This window comes from Burkholderia pyrrocinia (assembly GCF_022809715.1).
In the GTDB taxonomy this organism is placed as follows: Bacteria; Pseudomonadota; Gammaproteobacteria; order Burkholderiales; family Burkholderiaceae; genus Burkholderia; species Burkholderia pyrrocinia_C.
Genome location: NZ_CP094461.1, coordinates 468,973 through 485,038, shown reverse-complemented (window position 1 = coordinate 485,038; position 16,066 = coordinate 468,973). Strand labels below are relative to the sequence as shown.

Sequence of the window (16,066 nt, the reverse complement as noted above, 5' to 3'; positions counted from 1 at the left end):
GGCCGGCCGGAGTTCGGGCGGCGCGCGCCGTGCGCGCTGCTTCGGGTTGTTTCAGGTGAACAAAACGTCTCAAGGAGTTTCCTGTGCAAGACAATAACGTGCTGGTCACCGACCATCGCTATGCGCACACCGCGCGTTTCTGGCGCGAAAGCCTTTCCCTGGTCGCCGGCAGCTACCGGATCGCAGCGCACGCGCCGGGACAGCAGCCGGCTCGCCTGCTGTCCCGCACGGTGCCGCTCACGCCCGCGTCGCTCGACCTGTTGCGGCGCATCGGCGACGGCGAGCTGGCCGAATTCGCCGTCACGGCCGCGGGCATTGCGTTCCTGCTGTGGAAATACTTCCGGATTCCGGTCACGGTGCTCGGAACGCCGGGGCTTGCCGAGCATCCGCCGGCCCGGGCCGCCACCGTTCCGCTGATCATCGAGGTACGTCCCGACGAGCGCATCGACGACTACCTGTCGCGCGTGGCCGGGATCGTGGAAGACAGCTACGCCGAGCCCCATTTCCCGCTGGAAACGCTCGTGCGCAACGAAAAGGATATGGATCTCGCGCAGCTCACGAAAGTCGCGCTGGTGGACGATCGGGTGCACCACGCGCTGGCCGGTCGGGACGACGACCTGCAGTTGCACCTGCGGCTCGCGCGCGGCGAAATCGAGCTCCGTCATACCGGCGCCATCGAGCCTTTCGTCATCGACGGTTTCGCGAGCAGCCTCGGCGCGGTGCTGGAGGCATTCGAACACCTCGACAAGCCCGTCGGCGACATCGAGTCGAGCCCGCCGGAAGCGCGCCGGCTGCTGGCCGCCTTCAACGAAACCGCGGCGGCCGGGCCCGGCCATCTCACGGTCGTCGACATGTTCGAAGCGCAGGTCGCCCGCACGCCGGCGGCGCCGGCCCTGGTCACCGACAGTTCGCTGATGACCTACGCCGACCTGAACGCCCGCGCCAACAGCCTCGCGCATCAATTGCGCGACCGCTACGGCGCCGGGCCGGAATCGCTGGTCGGCGTCATGCTCGACCGTTCCGAATGGATGATCGTCGCGATTCTCGGCATATTGAAGGCGGGGGCGGCGTTCGTTCCGCTGGACCCGGCGTATCCGGCCGAACGGATCAATCACATCCTCGGCGACACCGGCCTGTCGCTGCTGGTGACCCAATCGAGTCAACTGGCGCAGTGGTATGAATTCTCCGGCGCGACGCTGCTGCTGGATCAGGAACTGCCCGGCTGGACGCCGCTGCCGGACAATCCGCCGCGCCGCGCCGAGCCGTCGCAGCTGGCCTACGTGATCTACACGTCCGGCTCGACCGGGCGACCGAAAGGCTGCCTGCTCGAACACCGGAACCTGGCCCACTACATTGCCTGGGCCGCCGGGTATTACTTTCCGGAAGGCACGACCGGCAGTTTCGGCCTGTACAGCTCGCTTTGCTTCGATTTCACGCTCACCAACATCTTCTGCCCGCTGGTGCGCGGCAAGACGCTGCGCATCTATCCGCAGTCGGAAAGCATCGACACCATCCTGGCCCGGATGTTCCAGCCCGGCAGCGGCGTCGACACCCTCAAGCTCACGCCCACCCACATTCACCTGCTGGAATACATGAACCTGGCACGCTCCGGCGTGCGCAAGGTGATCGTCGGCGGCGAGGAACTGACGCCCCAGCACATCGCCACGCTGCGGAAGATCGATCCCGCGATCGAAATCTACAACGAGTACGGTCCCACCGAGGCGACGGTCGGCTGTATCGTCGAGCGCGTCGAGGACGCGCCGTCCACGGTGCTGATCGGCCGGCCCATCGCCAACACCCGGGTATACATGCTCGACGACGCCCTGCGGCCGGTTCCGATCGGCGTGCCGGGGGAAATCTGCATCGCCGGCGACGGCCTCGCGCGCGGCTACCACCAGCGGCCGGACGTCACCGCCGCGAAATTCGTCGAGCATCCCTTTCCCGGCGAAGCGCGCGTCTATCGCACCGGCGACATCGGCCGCTGGTTGCCCGACGGGCGGATCCAGTGTTACGGACGCGTCGACGACCAGGTCAAGATCCGTGGGCACCGTGTCGAACTGGGCGAGATCGAGGCCGCGCTCACCGCGCATGAGGATGTCGTCGGCGCAGCGGTCATGCTGCGCGAAACCGCCCAGGGGGTGCGCAAGCTGGCGGCCTACGTCAAGGGTTCCGCGAGCTTGAGCGTTGCGGACCTGCGGGCCTTCCTGGCCGGGAAACTGCCGGACTACATGGTCCCGTCCGACATTTTTACGATCGCCGAATTTCCGCTCAACGCCAACGGCAAGCTGGATCGCCCGGCGCTCCTGGCCATGGAGCCTGCCGCCGCGCCCGAGGCCGCGAGTCTCGACGCAACGCCGATCCAGCTCGAGCTGGTGCGCATCTGGCGCGAAGTGCTCGACAATCCGGCCGTCGATCTCACCGGCCGCTTCTTCGACTACGGCGGGGATTCGCTGCAGGCCATGCAGATCGTCTCGCGGATCTGGGGCAGTTTCTCCGTCGAGATCGGCATCGACGCCATCTTCGAACTCCAGACCATCGGCGCGGTGTCCGACCTGATCGAAGCATCGTCGCCCCGGACCGGTTCGATGGCCGGCAACATCCAGCCCCGCTCGCGCGCGAACGACCTGCCGCTGTCCTTTCCGCAGCAGCGCCTGTGGTTCCTCGCGCAACTGGAAGGTCCGTCGGCGACCTACAACATCTCGAGCGCGCTGCGTTTCGACGGCGCTCTGGACATCCCGCGCCTGCGCGCCGCCGTGTCCGAAATCAGCCGGCGTCACGAGATCCTGCGCACCACGTTTCCCGCGGTCGACGGCCGCGGGGTTCAACGCATCGCCCCACCGGCACCGGTCGCACTCGACGTGATCGACGTCGACACCGAGTCCGACACGCTCGCGCTGCTCGCCGAGGAAGCCGACCGCCCATTCGATCTCGCCGCCGGCCCGCTCTATCGTGTCGTGCTGTATCGCGTGCACGCGCGCCAGCATGTCTTCGGCATCACGATGCATCACATCATTTCGGATGCGTGGTCGTCGGGCATCCTCATCGGCGAACTGGCCGCGCTCTATGCCGGCCGGTCACTGCCGGAACTGGCCGTCCAGTACGCGGACTACGCCGGCTGGCAGCATGAACGCCTGGCATCCGCCGACACGCATCGGGAACTGGCGCTCGTCAGCGCGGCGCTGGCGGACGCGCCGGACCTGCTGGAACTGCCCACCGACCGCCCCCGCCCCGCGATCCAGCGTTTCCGCGGCGCGGTTCTGCCGTTCCAGCTGAACGGCGAGCGCTCCGACGGCCTGCGCGCGATCGCGCGCGCGTCCGGCACCAGCACGTACATGGTCGTGCTCGCCGCGTATGCGCTGCTCCTTTCGCGGTACAGCAACCAGCAAGACCTCGTCATCGGCTCCCCGATCGCCAATCGGCGTTCCAGCATGACCGAGCCGCTGATCGGCTTCTTCGCGAACATGCTCGCGCTGCGCGTGGATCTGTCGGGCAATCCGACCTTCGGCGAACTGCTGGCGCGCGTGAAGCGCGTCGCGCTGGACGGCTATAGTCGCCAGGAAATTCCGTTCGAGCAGGTGGTGGACTCGCTCAAGCTCGACCGCAACCTGAGCCGCACGCCCGTGTTCCAGGCCGTGTTCGCGTATGAGAAAGCGCAGCCCGATGCGCTGAACTTTCCCGGTCTCACGGCCACGCCGGTGTCGGTGGAGACCCACACCGCCAAGTTCGACCTCACGCTGCATATCCAGGATGCCGAGCACGGCCTCGCGGGCTCGCTGGAATACAACCTGGACCTGTTCGACGCCGACACGATCGATCGCATGGCGGAACACTTCCGCACGCTCGTCGATGCCGTTGTCGCCGATCCGGACCAGCCGCTCGGCGAGCTTTCGTTGTCGAGCGATGCGGAGCGGGATCTGCTGACCGTCGAATGGAATCGGACCGAAACGGATTTCGGCGCCGACGCCACGCAACCGCTGCATCGACTGTTCGAGCAACAGGCCGAGCGCACGCCCGACGCCGTCGCCGCCGTCTGCGACGACGCCTCGCTCACCTACGCCGAACTCAACCTGCGCGCCAATCGCCTCGCCCACCGGCTCATCGAGCTCGGCGTCGTTCCCGATGCTCTCGTCGGCGTGGCCATGGAGCGCTCGCTCGACATGATCGTCGCGCTGCTCGCGATCCTCAAGGCAGGTGGCGCCTACGTCCCCGTCGATCCCGACTACCCCGCCGAGCGCGTGCGTTTCATGATCGACAACGCCCAGTTGCGCTGGCTCCTCACCCAGCAGCATCTGCTTGCCGCGCTGCCCGACACCGACGCCCGCGTGATCGTCGTCGATCGTGACACGCACGACTTCGACGCCGCGCCCGCGTCCAACCCCGCGCCTGCGCTGAGCGGCGACAACCTCGCCTACATGATCTACACCTCCGGCTCGACCGGCAGGCCCAAGGGCGCGCTCAACACCCATCGCGCCATCACCAACCGCATCCTGTGGATGCAGCACGCCTACGCGCTCGGCGCCGACGAGTCCGTGCTGCAGAAAACCCCGTTCAGCTTCGACGTCTCTGTCTGGGAATTCTTCTGGCCGCTCATCGTCGGTGCGCGCCTCGTGTTCGCCCGACCCGGCGGCCAGCGCGAGACCGACTACCTGGTCGAACTCATCGAGCGCGAACGGATCACCACGATCCATTTCGTGCCGTCGATGCTGCGCGCCTTTCTCGACCATCCGGACCTCGACGCGCACTGCGCGTCGCTGCGCCGCGTCGTATGCAGCGGCGAGGCCCTGCCGTTCGACCTCCAGCAGCGCTTCTTCGCGCGTCTGGACGCCAAGCTGTACAACCTCTACGGCCCGACCGAGGCCGCCGTCGACGTGACCGCATGGGAATGCCGGCGCGACGACCCGCACCGCATCGTGCCGATCGGCCGGCCCATCGCCAACACCCGCCTCTACATCGTCGACGCGCAGCTGCAACCCGTGCCGGTCGGCGTGGCGGGCGAGCTGCTGATCGGCGGCACGCCGGTCGGACGCGGCTACCACGGCGAACCCGAGCTGAGCGCCGAGAAGTTCATCGCCGATCCGTTCTCCACCGACCCGCACGCACGCCTCTATCGCACCGGCGATCTCGCGCGCTACCGGCCCGACGGCAACATCGAGTTCCTCGGCCGCATCGACCATCAGATCAAGCTGCGCGGCCTGCGCATCGAACCCGGTGAAATCGAGGCCGCGCTGCGCGAGCATCCGTCGGTCGACGACTGTGTCGTGATCGCGAAAACCGACGGAGCCCGAACGTTCCTCATCGCCTATGTCGCGACCGCATCGCCGGACATCGCCGATCTTCGCGGCCATCTGAGCGGCAAGCTGGCGGACTACATGGTGCCGTCGAGGTTCGTCGCGCTCGAATCCTTGCCGACGCTGCCCAACGGCAAGATCAACCGCAAGGCGCTGCCCGTCCCGGCGGACACGGTCGACGCGGCCCGGTTGCACGCGCCTGCCGTCACACCCAGGGAAGTCCTGCTGGCGTCTATCTGGCAAGACGTGCTGCAACTGCAATCCGTCGGCATCCACGACAATTTCTTCGAACTTGGAGGCGACTCCATCCTGAGCATCCAGGTGATCTCGCGCGCCAATCAGGCGGGACTTCGCGTGACGGCGAAACAGCTGTTCCAGTATCAGACGATCGCCCAGCTGGCCGCCGCGCCTGAAGAACGGGCGGCGCATGCGCCGAGCGTCAGCCCGCTGGGCGATGCGCCGCTCACACCGGTCCAGCACTGGTTCTTCGAACAGGAGATCGATGCGCCGTCGCACTACAATCAGACGGTCCTGATTCAGGTGCCGTCGGATATCGACGCGTCGAAGCTCGACGACGCGTTCCGACAAGTCTACGAACATCACGATGCGTTGCGCCTGCGCTTCTCGCGCAGCGCCGGCGGCTGGACGCAAGAGGTCGTCGCCGGTGGCGAGATGCCGGCGCTCTTCGCGAAGCAAGCGATCGCGGGCGACGCCGGCGAGCGCATCGCAGCCATGCGCGCCGCCGCTGCGCAGGCGGAACGCGGCATCGACATCACGCATGGCCCGTTGCTGGCGGCCCGGCTGTTCTGCTTTGCCGGCGAGCCGCTCGCCCGCCTGTTCGTGTCGGTTCATCACCTTGCGGTGGACGGCGTGTCATGGCGCGTGCTGCTCGAGGACCTGCATGCCGCGTACCACGGCCAGCCGTTGTCAGAGAAGACGACTTCGTTCCGCGAATGGGCCTTGCATCTGCAGCAACTGGCCCGGTCGCCTGCCATCGGCGACGAAGCCCCACGGTGGCAAGCCCTCCTCTCGCAGGACGTCGAGCCCATGCCGGTCGATTATCCGGCCGCGGGCGCGGCCGACAACGCGGTCGGCGACTCGGCATCCGTTTCATTCGAGCTGGACGAAGCCGAAACCGCGGCGTTGCTGCGCCGGCTGCCGCGGGCCTACGACACCCGCATCAACAACGTCCTGCTCGTCGCGCTCGCGCAAGCATGCAGCATGGTCACGGGCAACGCCCGCACCCGGATCGATGTCGAAAGTCACGGCCGCCACGTCGGCGATGCGCCGATCGACGTCAGCAGGACGGTGGGCTGGTTCACCTCCATCTATCCGATCGTCCTCGAGGTCGACGCGATGCAGACGCCGCAGGAAGCGCTGCGCGACGCGCAGCAGCAGTTGCGCCGGATTCCGGCCGAAGGCCTCGGTTATTCGCTGCTCCGCTACCTGGGCCCCGACGCCGCCGTGCGTGACAGCCTCGCCGCGCTGCCGAATGCCGACATCCTCTTCAACTATCACGGACAGCTCGATACCGTGCTGCAGCAATCCGACGGCTGGAGCCCGGCTGCCGAAGACCTCGGTTCGCTGCGCTCCGAGCGGTCCCTGCGCACGCATGCGTTCGAGATCGTCGCCGCCGTTTCCGACGGCAAACTTCAGGTGGACTGGCGCTACGGCGAGCGTCTCCACCAGCGGCAGACGGTCGAAAACCTGGCCGCGCACTTCAAGGACCGGTTGCTCGACTTCGCGGCGTCGGTTCCCGACACCGCGTGGGACAACCTCGAAGACAGCTACCCGCTCTCGTCCCTGCAGCAGGGCATCCTGTTCCATTCGCTGTACGAACTGGATCCCGCCGCGTATTTCCAGCAGTTCAGCTTCGTCGTCAACGGCCCGCTCCAGGTGCCGGCGCTCCGGCAAGCCTGGGCCAATGCGCTCGCGCGCCATGCCGTGCTGCGTACCGCGTTCGCGTGGGCCAATCGCGATCATCCGGTCCAGACCGTCCGGCACACGGTCGATCTGCCGTGGACGTTCCTCGACTGGCGACACCGCGATGCATCCCGCCGCGCGCAGGACTTCGATGCATTCCTCGCCGACGACCGGCGGCGCGGCTTCGATTTGCAGCGGGCGCCGTTGTTCCGCTGCACGCTGATTCAGGAAACGGAGACACGCCATCGGTTCTGCTGGAGCGCGCACCACATCATTCTCGACGGCTGGAGCACCGCCACCCTGATGAAGGAAGTGTTCGACGACTACCTGTCGCTCGCCCGCACCGGCATGCCCGCGCTCGCCGCGTCGGCGCCGGGATACCGCAGGTACATCGACTGGCTCGCGCGCCATCCTCGTTCGGCCGACGAAACCTGGTGGCGCGCCGAACTGGCCGGGTTCCATGCCGCCACGCCGATCGTGGCCCATCCGGCCGGGCAGATCTCCGGCGATGCCGCACGGCAGGACAAACGCAGGACCCAGCAATTCCTGCTGGACGAGGCGCTGACCGCTCGGCTGCAAACGCTCATGCGAACCCATCGCCTCACCCTCAACGTCCTGATCCGCGCGGTCTGGGCATTGGTGCTGCGGCGCCGCGCCGGGACCGACGACGTCGTCTTCGGCGTCACCGTGTCCGGTCGCCCGCCGCAGCTCGACGGCGTCGAGTCGATCGTGGGCCTGTTCATCAACACGCTGCCGTTTCGCGTGCGCATCGCGCCGGAACGCCCGTTCGTCGAATGGCTGGCGACGGTTCACGCAGCCCAGACGGCGATGGAGCCGCATTCGTACAGTTCGCTGGTCGATATCCAGTCGTGGAGCGAACTGCCTGCCCGCGACAGCCTGTTCGACAGCCTGCTGGTGTTCGAGAACTTCCCGGTTGCCGCCGCCCCCGCTCTCGGGCCCGACGACATCGAGATCCTCGACACCCGCGCGTTCGCGGAAGCGCATTACCCGCTGACCCTGACCGTACACCCGGATACGCGCCTCGGCTTCCATATCACGCACGATGCGCACCGCGTCGCCCCCGAGGTGGTCCGGCAGATGCTGGACATCATCCGCGCGTTGCTGGAACGATTCGCGGACGACCCGGCCCAGTTGACCGGCCAGCTCGCCGATGCGCCGGTGCCGGCCGCCGGCGGCCAGCCGGGCGCGCCGCGCGGCGCGGCCGCCTCCGACGTCGAACCTGCGGCCGGTGCGGCCACGGCGGCCCGCACCGGCGTGCCGACGGCGGACGAAAGCACGTTGCTGGAGATCTGGCAGCGGATCTTCAAAAGAAACGACATCACGGTCAGCGACAATTATTTCGACCTCGGCGGACACTCGATCATCGCGATCCAGCTGATGGCCAATGTCGAAAAGGCGTTCGATCGCCGGCTGCCCATTTCGTGCCTGTTCGAGAATCCGACCGTCGAGAAACTGGCGGCGGCCTTGGCCGGGAAAGCGCCGGCCGCCCCCGCCGGCGGACTCGTGCCGATCCGGGACGGCGGTCCCGCCGCGCCGCTTTTCCTGCTTCCGGGCGCCGGCGGGAACGTGGTCTACTTCCACCCGCTCGCGAACCGCCTGACCGAAGCTCACGCGGTGCACGGCCTGGAAGCGCTCGGCCTCGACGGCTCCTGCCTGCCGCTCACCCGCGTCGAAGACATCGCGGCCCGTCATATCGAATGCATCTGGCCGCTGGTGGGCGCGGGCCCGTACTACCTGGCGGGCCACTCGTTCGGTGCGCAGGTGGCGCTCGAAATGAGCCGGCAGCTCGTTGCCAAGGGCGCCGTCGTCGAACTGCTGGCGATCTTCGACGCTTCCGCGCCCATCGACAGCTCGGCCGCAGCCTACTGGCAAGACTGGGACGACACCGAATGGCTGGTCGCGATCGCTCACGAAATCGGCACCTTCCTCGGGACCGACCTTCAGGTAACGCGAGCAGACCTCGCCCCGCTCGACCCCGACGGCCAGGCCGGCCTGATCCTCGACAGAATCGGCGACCGCGGCAACTGGTTTGCGGATGCCGGAGCCGACCGCCTGCGCGCCTATCTGCGCGTCTATCAGGCCAACTTCAAATCGCGCTACGCGCCGCAAGCCACCCCGCTTCCCGTGCCGATCGCGTTGTTCCGCAGCACCGAGCGGGATCCCGGCGACTACGATCCGTCGCCCGAGATAGCGCAGCTCCGCCTCGACCCGAGCTGGGGGTGGTCCCGCTTCTCGGCGCTGCCCGTCGAGGTGATGGACGTACCCGGCGACCACCTGACCATGCTGCTCGACCCGCACGTCGCCGTCCTCGCTACCCGCGTCAATCAGTTCCTGGAAAAAAAACACTCATGAAATCAGCACCGACGATCGACAACGCTTTCGCCCGCAAGGTCTGCATCAATCTGGACCGGCGCCCCGACCGCTGGGAAGCGATGCAAAGAAAATTCGCCGAGCAGAACATCCTCACGGTGGAACGACTGCCCGCCGTCGATGCAAGGCTGGTGACCGTGCCGGAATCCCTGAGCCATATGCGTGCGCAGGACTACGGCTGCACGATGAGCCATCTAGCCGCGGTGAAACAGGCCAAGGCCGCGGGCGCGAGCGAAGTCCTGATCTTCGAGGACGACGCCTTCTTCGACCCCGACTTCGCCGCGCGCTTTCCCGAGTTCATCGCGCAAGTGCCGAACGACTGGCACATGCTGTTTCTGGGCGCCTATCACTTCACGCCGCCCATTCCCGTCGCGCCGAACATCGTCAAGGCCGTAGAGACGCTCACCGCGCATGCCTACGTCGTCAGGGACTCGCTTTACGACGCATTCATCGCGATCAACGAAAACCCGCCGGCGATCAACGACCGCAACAACCTCGTGCTGCAGCAGAAGTTCAATTGCTACTGCTTCGAACCCAATCTGGTCGGACAGGAGTCCGGTTACTCCGACATCATGGACGAAGTCATGCCGGAAAAGCCGCTGAGCTATTCCCTTCCGATTCCGGATGGCTGGTAACGCCTGCGGCCGGCGCTCGCTGCGATCCCCTGCGGTCCCTATCTCAACAGGCCATTGAAGCTCATGAAAACCATCACCGTTGACCTCGAAGCGGAGTTCGTCAAGTCCGCGCTCGATTCGCTTCACCGGGACTGCAAGCTCGGCGAGGCAATTTCGCTGGCTTATGGGAAATGCGAATCGATCGACGACGTGATCGATCTGATTTTTCCGTTGATCACGAAGACACGGCGGGTCGATTACATCCTGATGTACAGCATAGAAAGGAATCCCCGCACCCTCCTGCAGTTTCTTCGACTGATCGAAGCGCGGTTGACACGGAACGACAGCTGGACGGTCGCGTCGGTCGAGGCTTCGTTGCGTGGCGTGGCCGATGCATCGGGCCTCGGCTGGGACCGTGCGCAGCGCTTGCTGAAGTGCTGCATCCTGTTTTCCGACTCGCCGCTGGAAATCGTGGAAAGCATCGCGTTCCTGGGCAAGCACGAAACCTCGTCGAGATTGAGATCAGCGGCAAGAAACGTCGAACTCAGCCACCTGATCAACTGAGCAATATTGGCGACTCATGGATTCCACTCAAAGTAAATCGCCGCCGTGGCATTCGGCAGCCACCCTGATGTGGCGCAGTCATCCCTGGTTGACCCTGGGCACGGTCCTTACGGGCCTCGTCAGCGGCATTGCGTCGATCGTGGGCGTCGGATTGATCAGCAGGGTGCTGCATGACCAGGACGACCGACAGACGCTGCTGATGATATTCATTGCGGTGAACGTCATCGCAGTTGTCTGCAGGAGCAGCGCTGCCGTGATGCCCTCCTATGCCTGCATGAAAGTCATGACGAGATTGCGCGTCAACCTGTGCAAAAGGATCCTGGCGACCCCACTGGACGAAATCGACCGGCGCGGCGCCCCGAATATCCTGACCATGCTGACGCAGGACATTCCGCAGTTGAGCCAGACCCTGCTCACCATACCGACGATCATCGTTCAGTCCGTCGTCCTGGTATGCAGCATCGTCTATCTCGCCTATCTGTCGTGGATCGTTTTCGCTTCGACGATCACCCAGACAATCGTTGGCCTGGCGCTTTATCTGTTTTTCTATCGAAGGGCGGTCAATTTCACGGAAAGAGTTCGCGATGAATTTGTCCAGTTCAATGAATATACCCATGGCCTCGTGTTCGGCATCAAGGAACTCAAGCTCAACAGGGCCAGACGACGCTGGTTTACCAGGGCTGCGATCGAATTATCATCGAAGCGCGTGGCAGGATTCAATTACATAGAACGCTTCTGGTTCATGAGCGGCGACACCATTGGCCAGATCACGGTAGCGGTCCTGCTCGGATTCTTGCTGTTCGGCGTACCTTCGTTCGGCGTCGTGGACCCGTCCGTACTCACGGCGAGCATTCTGGCCGTGCTCTACATGATGGGGCCGTTGACCATGCTGATCAGTATTCTGCCGATCGTGGCCGAAGGCAAAACCGCGCTCGCCCGGCTGGCGGAATTCGGTTTTTTGATCGATGACGGGGAGGATTCACGCAAGGAACCGCCCCATCCGCGCACCAGGGAATCCTCGGCGAATTCATGGCAACTCATTGAGCTGAAAGATGTGAAGATGAACTACCGCGACAATGATTCGTCGGTCGATTTCGTGCTCGGCCCCATCAATATGACGATTCATGCCGGAGAGCTCGTCTATGTCATCGGTGGAAACGGCAGCGGCAAAAGCACGTTGGGCAAAGTACTCAGCGGCCTCTACGTGCCTACCGAAGGCCACATCGCCCTCGATGGAAAAGTCGTTGACGACGCTGCCAGGGAACGGTACCGCAATCTGTTTTCCGCGGTATTTACCGATTTCCATTTGTTCAACCGCATCATCGGTCCGGACCGCGAAAATTCGAGCATCGAGCTTGCCCGAAAATATCTTGAAACCCTGAAACTGGCCGACAAAGTAGAGATCAATGGCAAGGACTACTCGACAACCAGAGCCCTATCGACAGGGCAACGCAAGCGATTGGCGCTGCTTTGCGCCTACATCGAGGATCGCCCGATTTACATCCTGGACGAATGGGCTGCCGATCAGGATCCGGTCTTCAAGAGATTTTTCTATGAAGTGCTGGTTCCCGATCTGAAATCCCGCGGGAAATGCGTCATTATCATTACCCACGACGATCAGTACTTCAAGCTCGCAGATCGGGTCATTCGCCTGGATAGCGGCCGCATCTTCTCCGATACGGCCATGTGTGCCGTCCAAGCCGAAGCTGCAGGATGAGCAGCGATCCGGATGCGGTGCGCGCGTTGCAGCTCCGCGCAGATCCGATCCGCCACACCGTCCCACGATCGAATGGAACCGCGACCGCACGTGGGACGCATCGAAATCGAACCATGCGAGCGACTGCTCGACCATCACACCCTTCGGTTTACCGGTCGAACCGGACGTGTAGATCGCGTAGGCGAGATCGTCAACGCGCGACGCCGGTTCGACGTAGCCGTCGGTGGCCGGCGATGCGTCGCCTGTCCCGGCTATCCGTTACAGACGCGTTCGCCGCCGGGTGTTTAAATCATGTCGGCAACCATGCGCGCAAGCGCAGCTTCAACGTCTCATCAGGAATCCGTTCATGGAGTTCAGCAGATTGTTCGCACACGTCGGCGAAGCGATCTCAAGCAGCGGGAGCCGACGCTTTCCCCGAGTGATGTACAGCCTGATCTCTGCGGCCGTCCCCGTCGACGAGATCCGCATTTCGGAGCTCGCGGTCGACGCGACGCCTGACGGCGATCTCCAGGTGCGCAGCCTCGGCGCGGTCGGCGCGGCGCTCGCGAAGGCCGGCCCGGCAGCCGCCTGTTACGGGCCGCAGATGCCGCCGCGCCCGGGCGCGAGCCGCCTGCACGTCGATGACACGCTCGCCGGCCACGGCCCGACCCACGCGCTGCTCCATCGCTTCGCCCTCATGCAGGCTGCGATCGTGCCACCGCGTTGCGCGCAATTCCACCTCTTGACCCGCAAGCGGGGCCACTATTACCTGATCTCGCTGTATCGCACGAACACGTTCGACGACTTCACGCCGCGGGAGCAGACCGTCCTCAAGGAGCTCTCGCACGTGCTGTTTCCGATCGTCGAGACCCATGTCGCGGCGCTCGATTCGACTCCGCCGCCCGCCCACGCGGCCGCCGCCGCGCCGCCGGCGACGCAATCGGGCCGGGAGCGCGTGGCGCGGCGGTTCGCCGACCGTCTGCGGCAAGCCGGCGTCAAGCTGTCGACGCGCGAGATCGAGGCATGCACGGCGCTGCTGGCCGGCGACACGGTGCCCGCCATCGCCGTGCGTTTCGCGCTGCGCGAAAGCACCGTCGAGACCTACCTGAAGCGGGCGGCCGTCAAGCTCGGCTTCGGCGGGCGCCATGGTCTCACGCGCTGGATGCTCGACGAGGCCGCAGGGGCCGCGAGCGAGGCCGCGACTGGAGCACGCCGACACGGCACGAGAAGCGTGCGGCGCGACCGCGCATCGCCGTACATCATCGGCACCTGAAGCGTCGGCATCCGAAGGCTGGCGGTCCGAAAGCGCGTGCCGGCACCGCGGCGCGCAAGGAACTGCAGCCTGCGCGACGCTGACGCGGGCTGCGTGCCAAACAGCATCGGATGGCTGCCGCCGGTCTCCCCCTTGAGCCGCGCGCCGGCAATCACGCCGACGACGAAGGCCGAACCGCCGCACCCGGTGACATCGTCGTCATCACCCGCGACGAGAGCGCCGGCGCGCGCACGCGCGCCAGCAATCCCGGCACGTCGGCCGGCGGCGCGTATCGCGCGCCGGGTATCGGCGCCCGCGCCCGGCGTGACGGCATCACGCCGCCGACGCGCACGGCACGTAATCGTCGATCATCCATTTCGTGAGCCCGTGCCGGCCGCTGATGCCGAGCTTCACCGCCGCGCGCTTGATGTACGTCTCGACCGTACTCTCCTTCACACCGAGCTCGCCGGCCAGTTCTCGCAGCATCTTGCCCGCGAGCAGGCCGAGGCACACTTCGCTTTCGCGCGCCGACAGCACGACCGCCGCGCGCGCAAGCCGCGATTCGAACTCCTGGCGCAGCGCCTCGACGGCGGGCATCGTCGTGCCTTCGAGGTCGCCGTGCCGGCGCGTCGACGCATGCCACTCGACGAGCGGCAGCAGCGTATCGGCGAAATTCTTCAGGAACGACATCTCCTGCAACGAGAAGTCGCAATGCGACGCCGTTCGATGCAGCGAGATCACGTAGCGGCGATTCGCCTTGCACGACACGAGATGGCACTGAAATCCCCCGCCCGGCCCACGCAGCGGCGCGACTTCGCTGCCATTGCCGCTGCGCATCAGCGGATTGATGTGAATGAGCTGCCGGTCGCAAGCAGCCACGATCCGGTTCAACAGCGGATGCGCTGCCGGCTGCCGCTCGCCGTGCGCGGCCGGCCCGGTGCTGCGCCCGTCGTCACCCGGCGCACCGAACGCGCCGAGCGATTGCACGTGGACGACTTCGCCCGCCGGCTCGTCGAGCGTCCATTCAGTCATCCGGGTGATCGCGAGCGGAATCGATTCGACCAGCAATGCATGCATGTCGGATGCGAACCGCTCACTGCCGGCGCTCGAAATCACCTTCCCGAGCTTCGAGAACATCGCGAACATCTGACTCTCCTTGTTTCCTTGTTGTGCGTGCTTGAGGACGGCGGCGCAACGCCAGCGCGGGCGAGCCGGCGCGGTTTGCGCGGCGCGCGTTTCGTCGCGCGCCGATGTGTTCGGCTCACGCGAAACGGCGGCGCGCCGTGCTCTGTTCAGTTCGATGCGAGATCGCGCGCGGGGACGAGGGCGGTGAAAACGCACTGCCGCCGGACGCGCTGAACGCCTGAATTGGAAAACCCTGCGCCGGCCCGGAGCGGGCGCATTCCCGGCGGATTCAACGAATAATCACGAACAAAAACCGAGATAATCCTTTCCATTGAATTTGATCCACGAATACCCCAGCCGCGTATGATAGCGACGATTTAAAATATCTGCATTTATCGTGACATTCGTTTTTTTAAATTGCGCCGCTTGCAAAACGGAAGTCGATAAATTTGCAAGCCACTCACGAGCACAATTATGGTAGGCCATACGAATTTACCTTTATTTACCCCGAAATCCTGTAATAGTCACCCGAGCGCCGTATACCATGGATTTTCGTCAAAGAGGTCTTGTTCGAGAGAAGAATAAGATAATTTCATTACGTCACTCCCGCTCGCCACGTGGCCCCGAGCACTTTCCTCCGGGAATTGTTTCGATTCGATAAACGATCGATTCAATCTGCGTGATGGACAGGCATAATTTTCGCTGCCTGCTTGCGGCAGCACGCTGTCGATTACACCTTCAGGCGATAAAAATCGCCACAAACAACATTTCCAGCACCGCCGACACGGGCGTTGCAAAATATCAACAAATGGAAAAATCATTGACCGTCATAAAATATCCATATTGAAGCGCACGCAATTTACCCACTCCGCCCGTTGCCGCGCGACAGATAAATTGCTACGCTTTTTCAGCGAAATAAACGACAAAACGTCGCCCGATTTTGAACTGCAAGCGGGTTTATTTAAAAAAACGAAACATGGAAATTAATATGCACGTGCAATCATCTTTTATCGATCGTCGCGGCTAGCGCTTCGTCTCACGCTATTCAGCCGAATCACCATATCCACCTGCCGGCAGGACAGACCGACGGCCAGTTGCAGAAGTCGCCGGAGGTTTTCCGATTCCCTTCCAGACGTCCGTGATGACGAGCGGCCGCGCATTGTCGAATGCACCGTCCTCTTTTCAATCCCGGCCCGTCTACGCGCAACGCTGC

The 16,066-nt window shown here is 64.6% G+C and carries 7 protein-coding genes and 1 pseudogene; 6 read left to right on the top strand and 2 right to left on the bottom strand.

All coding sequences use genetic code 11. The features are described 5' to 3' along the window. The first annotated feature begins 83 nt into the window (after nt 1–83). The 4 genes from MRS60_RS32440 to MRS60_RS32425 all read left to right on the top strand — a co-directional run bounded on the left by MRS60_RS32440 (nt 84) and on the right by MRS60_RS32425 (nt 12,497). Complete coding sequence (locus MRS60_RS32440; RefSeq protein ID WP_243567410.1) at nt 84–9,584, top strand: non-ribosomal peptide synthetase; 9,501 nt, start codon at nt 84–86, stop codon at nt 9,582–9,584. Next, on the top strand, nt 9,581–10,237 hold the full coding sequence (locus MRS60_RS32435; protein WP_243567409.1) for a glycosyltransferase family 25 protein: 657 nt from the start codon (nt 9,581–9,583) through the stop codon (nt 10,235–10,237). Before MRS60_RS32440 ends, MRS60_RS32435 begins: the two co-directional genes overlap by 4 nt. A gap of 63 nt (nt 10,238–10,300) precedes the next feature. Continuing rightward, nucleotides 10,301–10,780: a hypothetical protein gene (locus tag MRS60_RS32430; protein ID WP_243567408.1), complete on the top strand. Its 480-nt coding sequence runs from the start codon at nt 10,301–10,303 to the stop codon at nt 10,778–10,780. 16 nt (nt 10,781–10,796) lie between these two features. Then, complete coding sequence (locus tag MRS60_RS32425; protein WP_243567407.1) at nt 10,797–12,497, top strand: cyclic peptide export ABC transporter; 1,701 nt, start codon at nt 10,797–10,799, stop codon at nt 12,495–12,497. A gap of 135 nt (nt 12,498–12,632) precedes the next feature. Here MRS60_RS32425 and MRS60_RS35005 read toward each other — a convergent pair. Beyond that, a pseudogene (locus MRS60_RS35005) lies at nt 12,633–12,752 on the bottom strand (AMP-binding protein); the annotation flags it as partial. On the opposite strand from MRS60_RS35005, the gene MRS60_RS32415 reads away from it, so the two are divergent. Together MRS60_RS32415 and MRS60_RS32410 are read left to right on the top strand one after the other, a co-directional pair. Further along, the gene (locus tag MRS60_RS32415) at nt 12,721–13,749 is read left to right on the top strand and encodes a helix-turn-helix transcriptional regulator (protein ID WP_243567406.1); all 1,029 of its coding nucleotides are present in this window, start codon (nt 12,721–12,723) and stop codon (nt 13,747–13,749) included. The pseudogene MRS60_RS35005 and the gene MRS60_RS32415 sit on opposite strands and share 32 nt — an antisense overlap. A 110-nt stretch (nt 13,750–13,859) precedes the next feature. Beyond that, nucleotides 13,860–14,111 (top strand): hypothetical protein, encoded by a 252-nt coding sequence (locus MRS60_RS32410; protein WP_243567405.1) that lies wholly within the window; start codon nt 13,860–13,862, stop codon nt 14,109–14,111. Here the strand turns inward: MRS60_RS32410 and MRS60_RS32405 are convergent. Then, nucleotides 14,062–14,874, bottom strand: coding sequence for a helix-turn-helix transcriptional regulator (locus MRS60_RS32405; protein ID WP_243567404.1), 813 nt, complete (start codon nt 14,872–14,874; stop codon nt 14,062–14,064). The two genes, MRS60_RS32410 and MRS60_RS32405, sit on opposite strands and share 50 nt — an antisense overlap. Between the last annotated feature and the right edge of the window lie 1,192 nt (nt 14,875–16,066).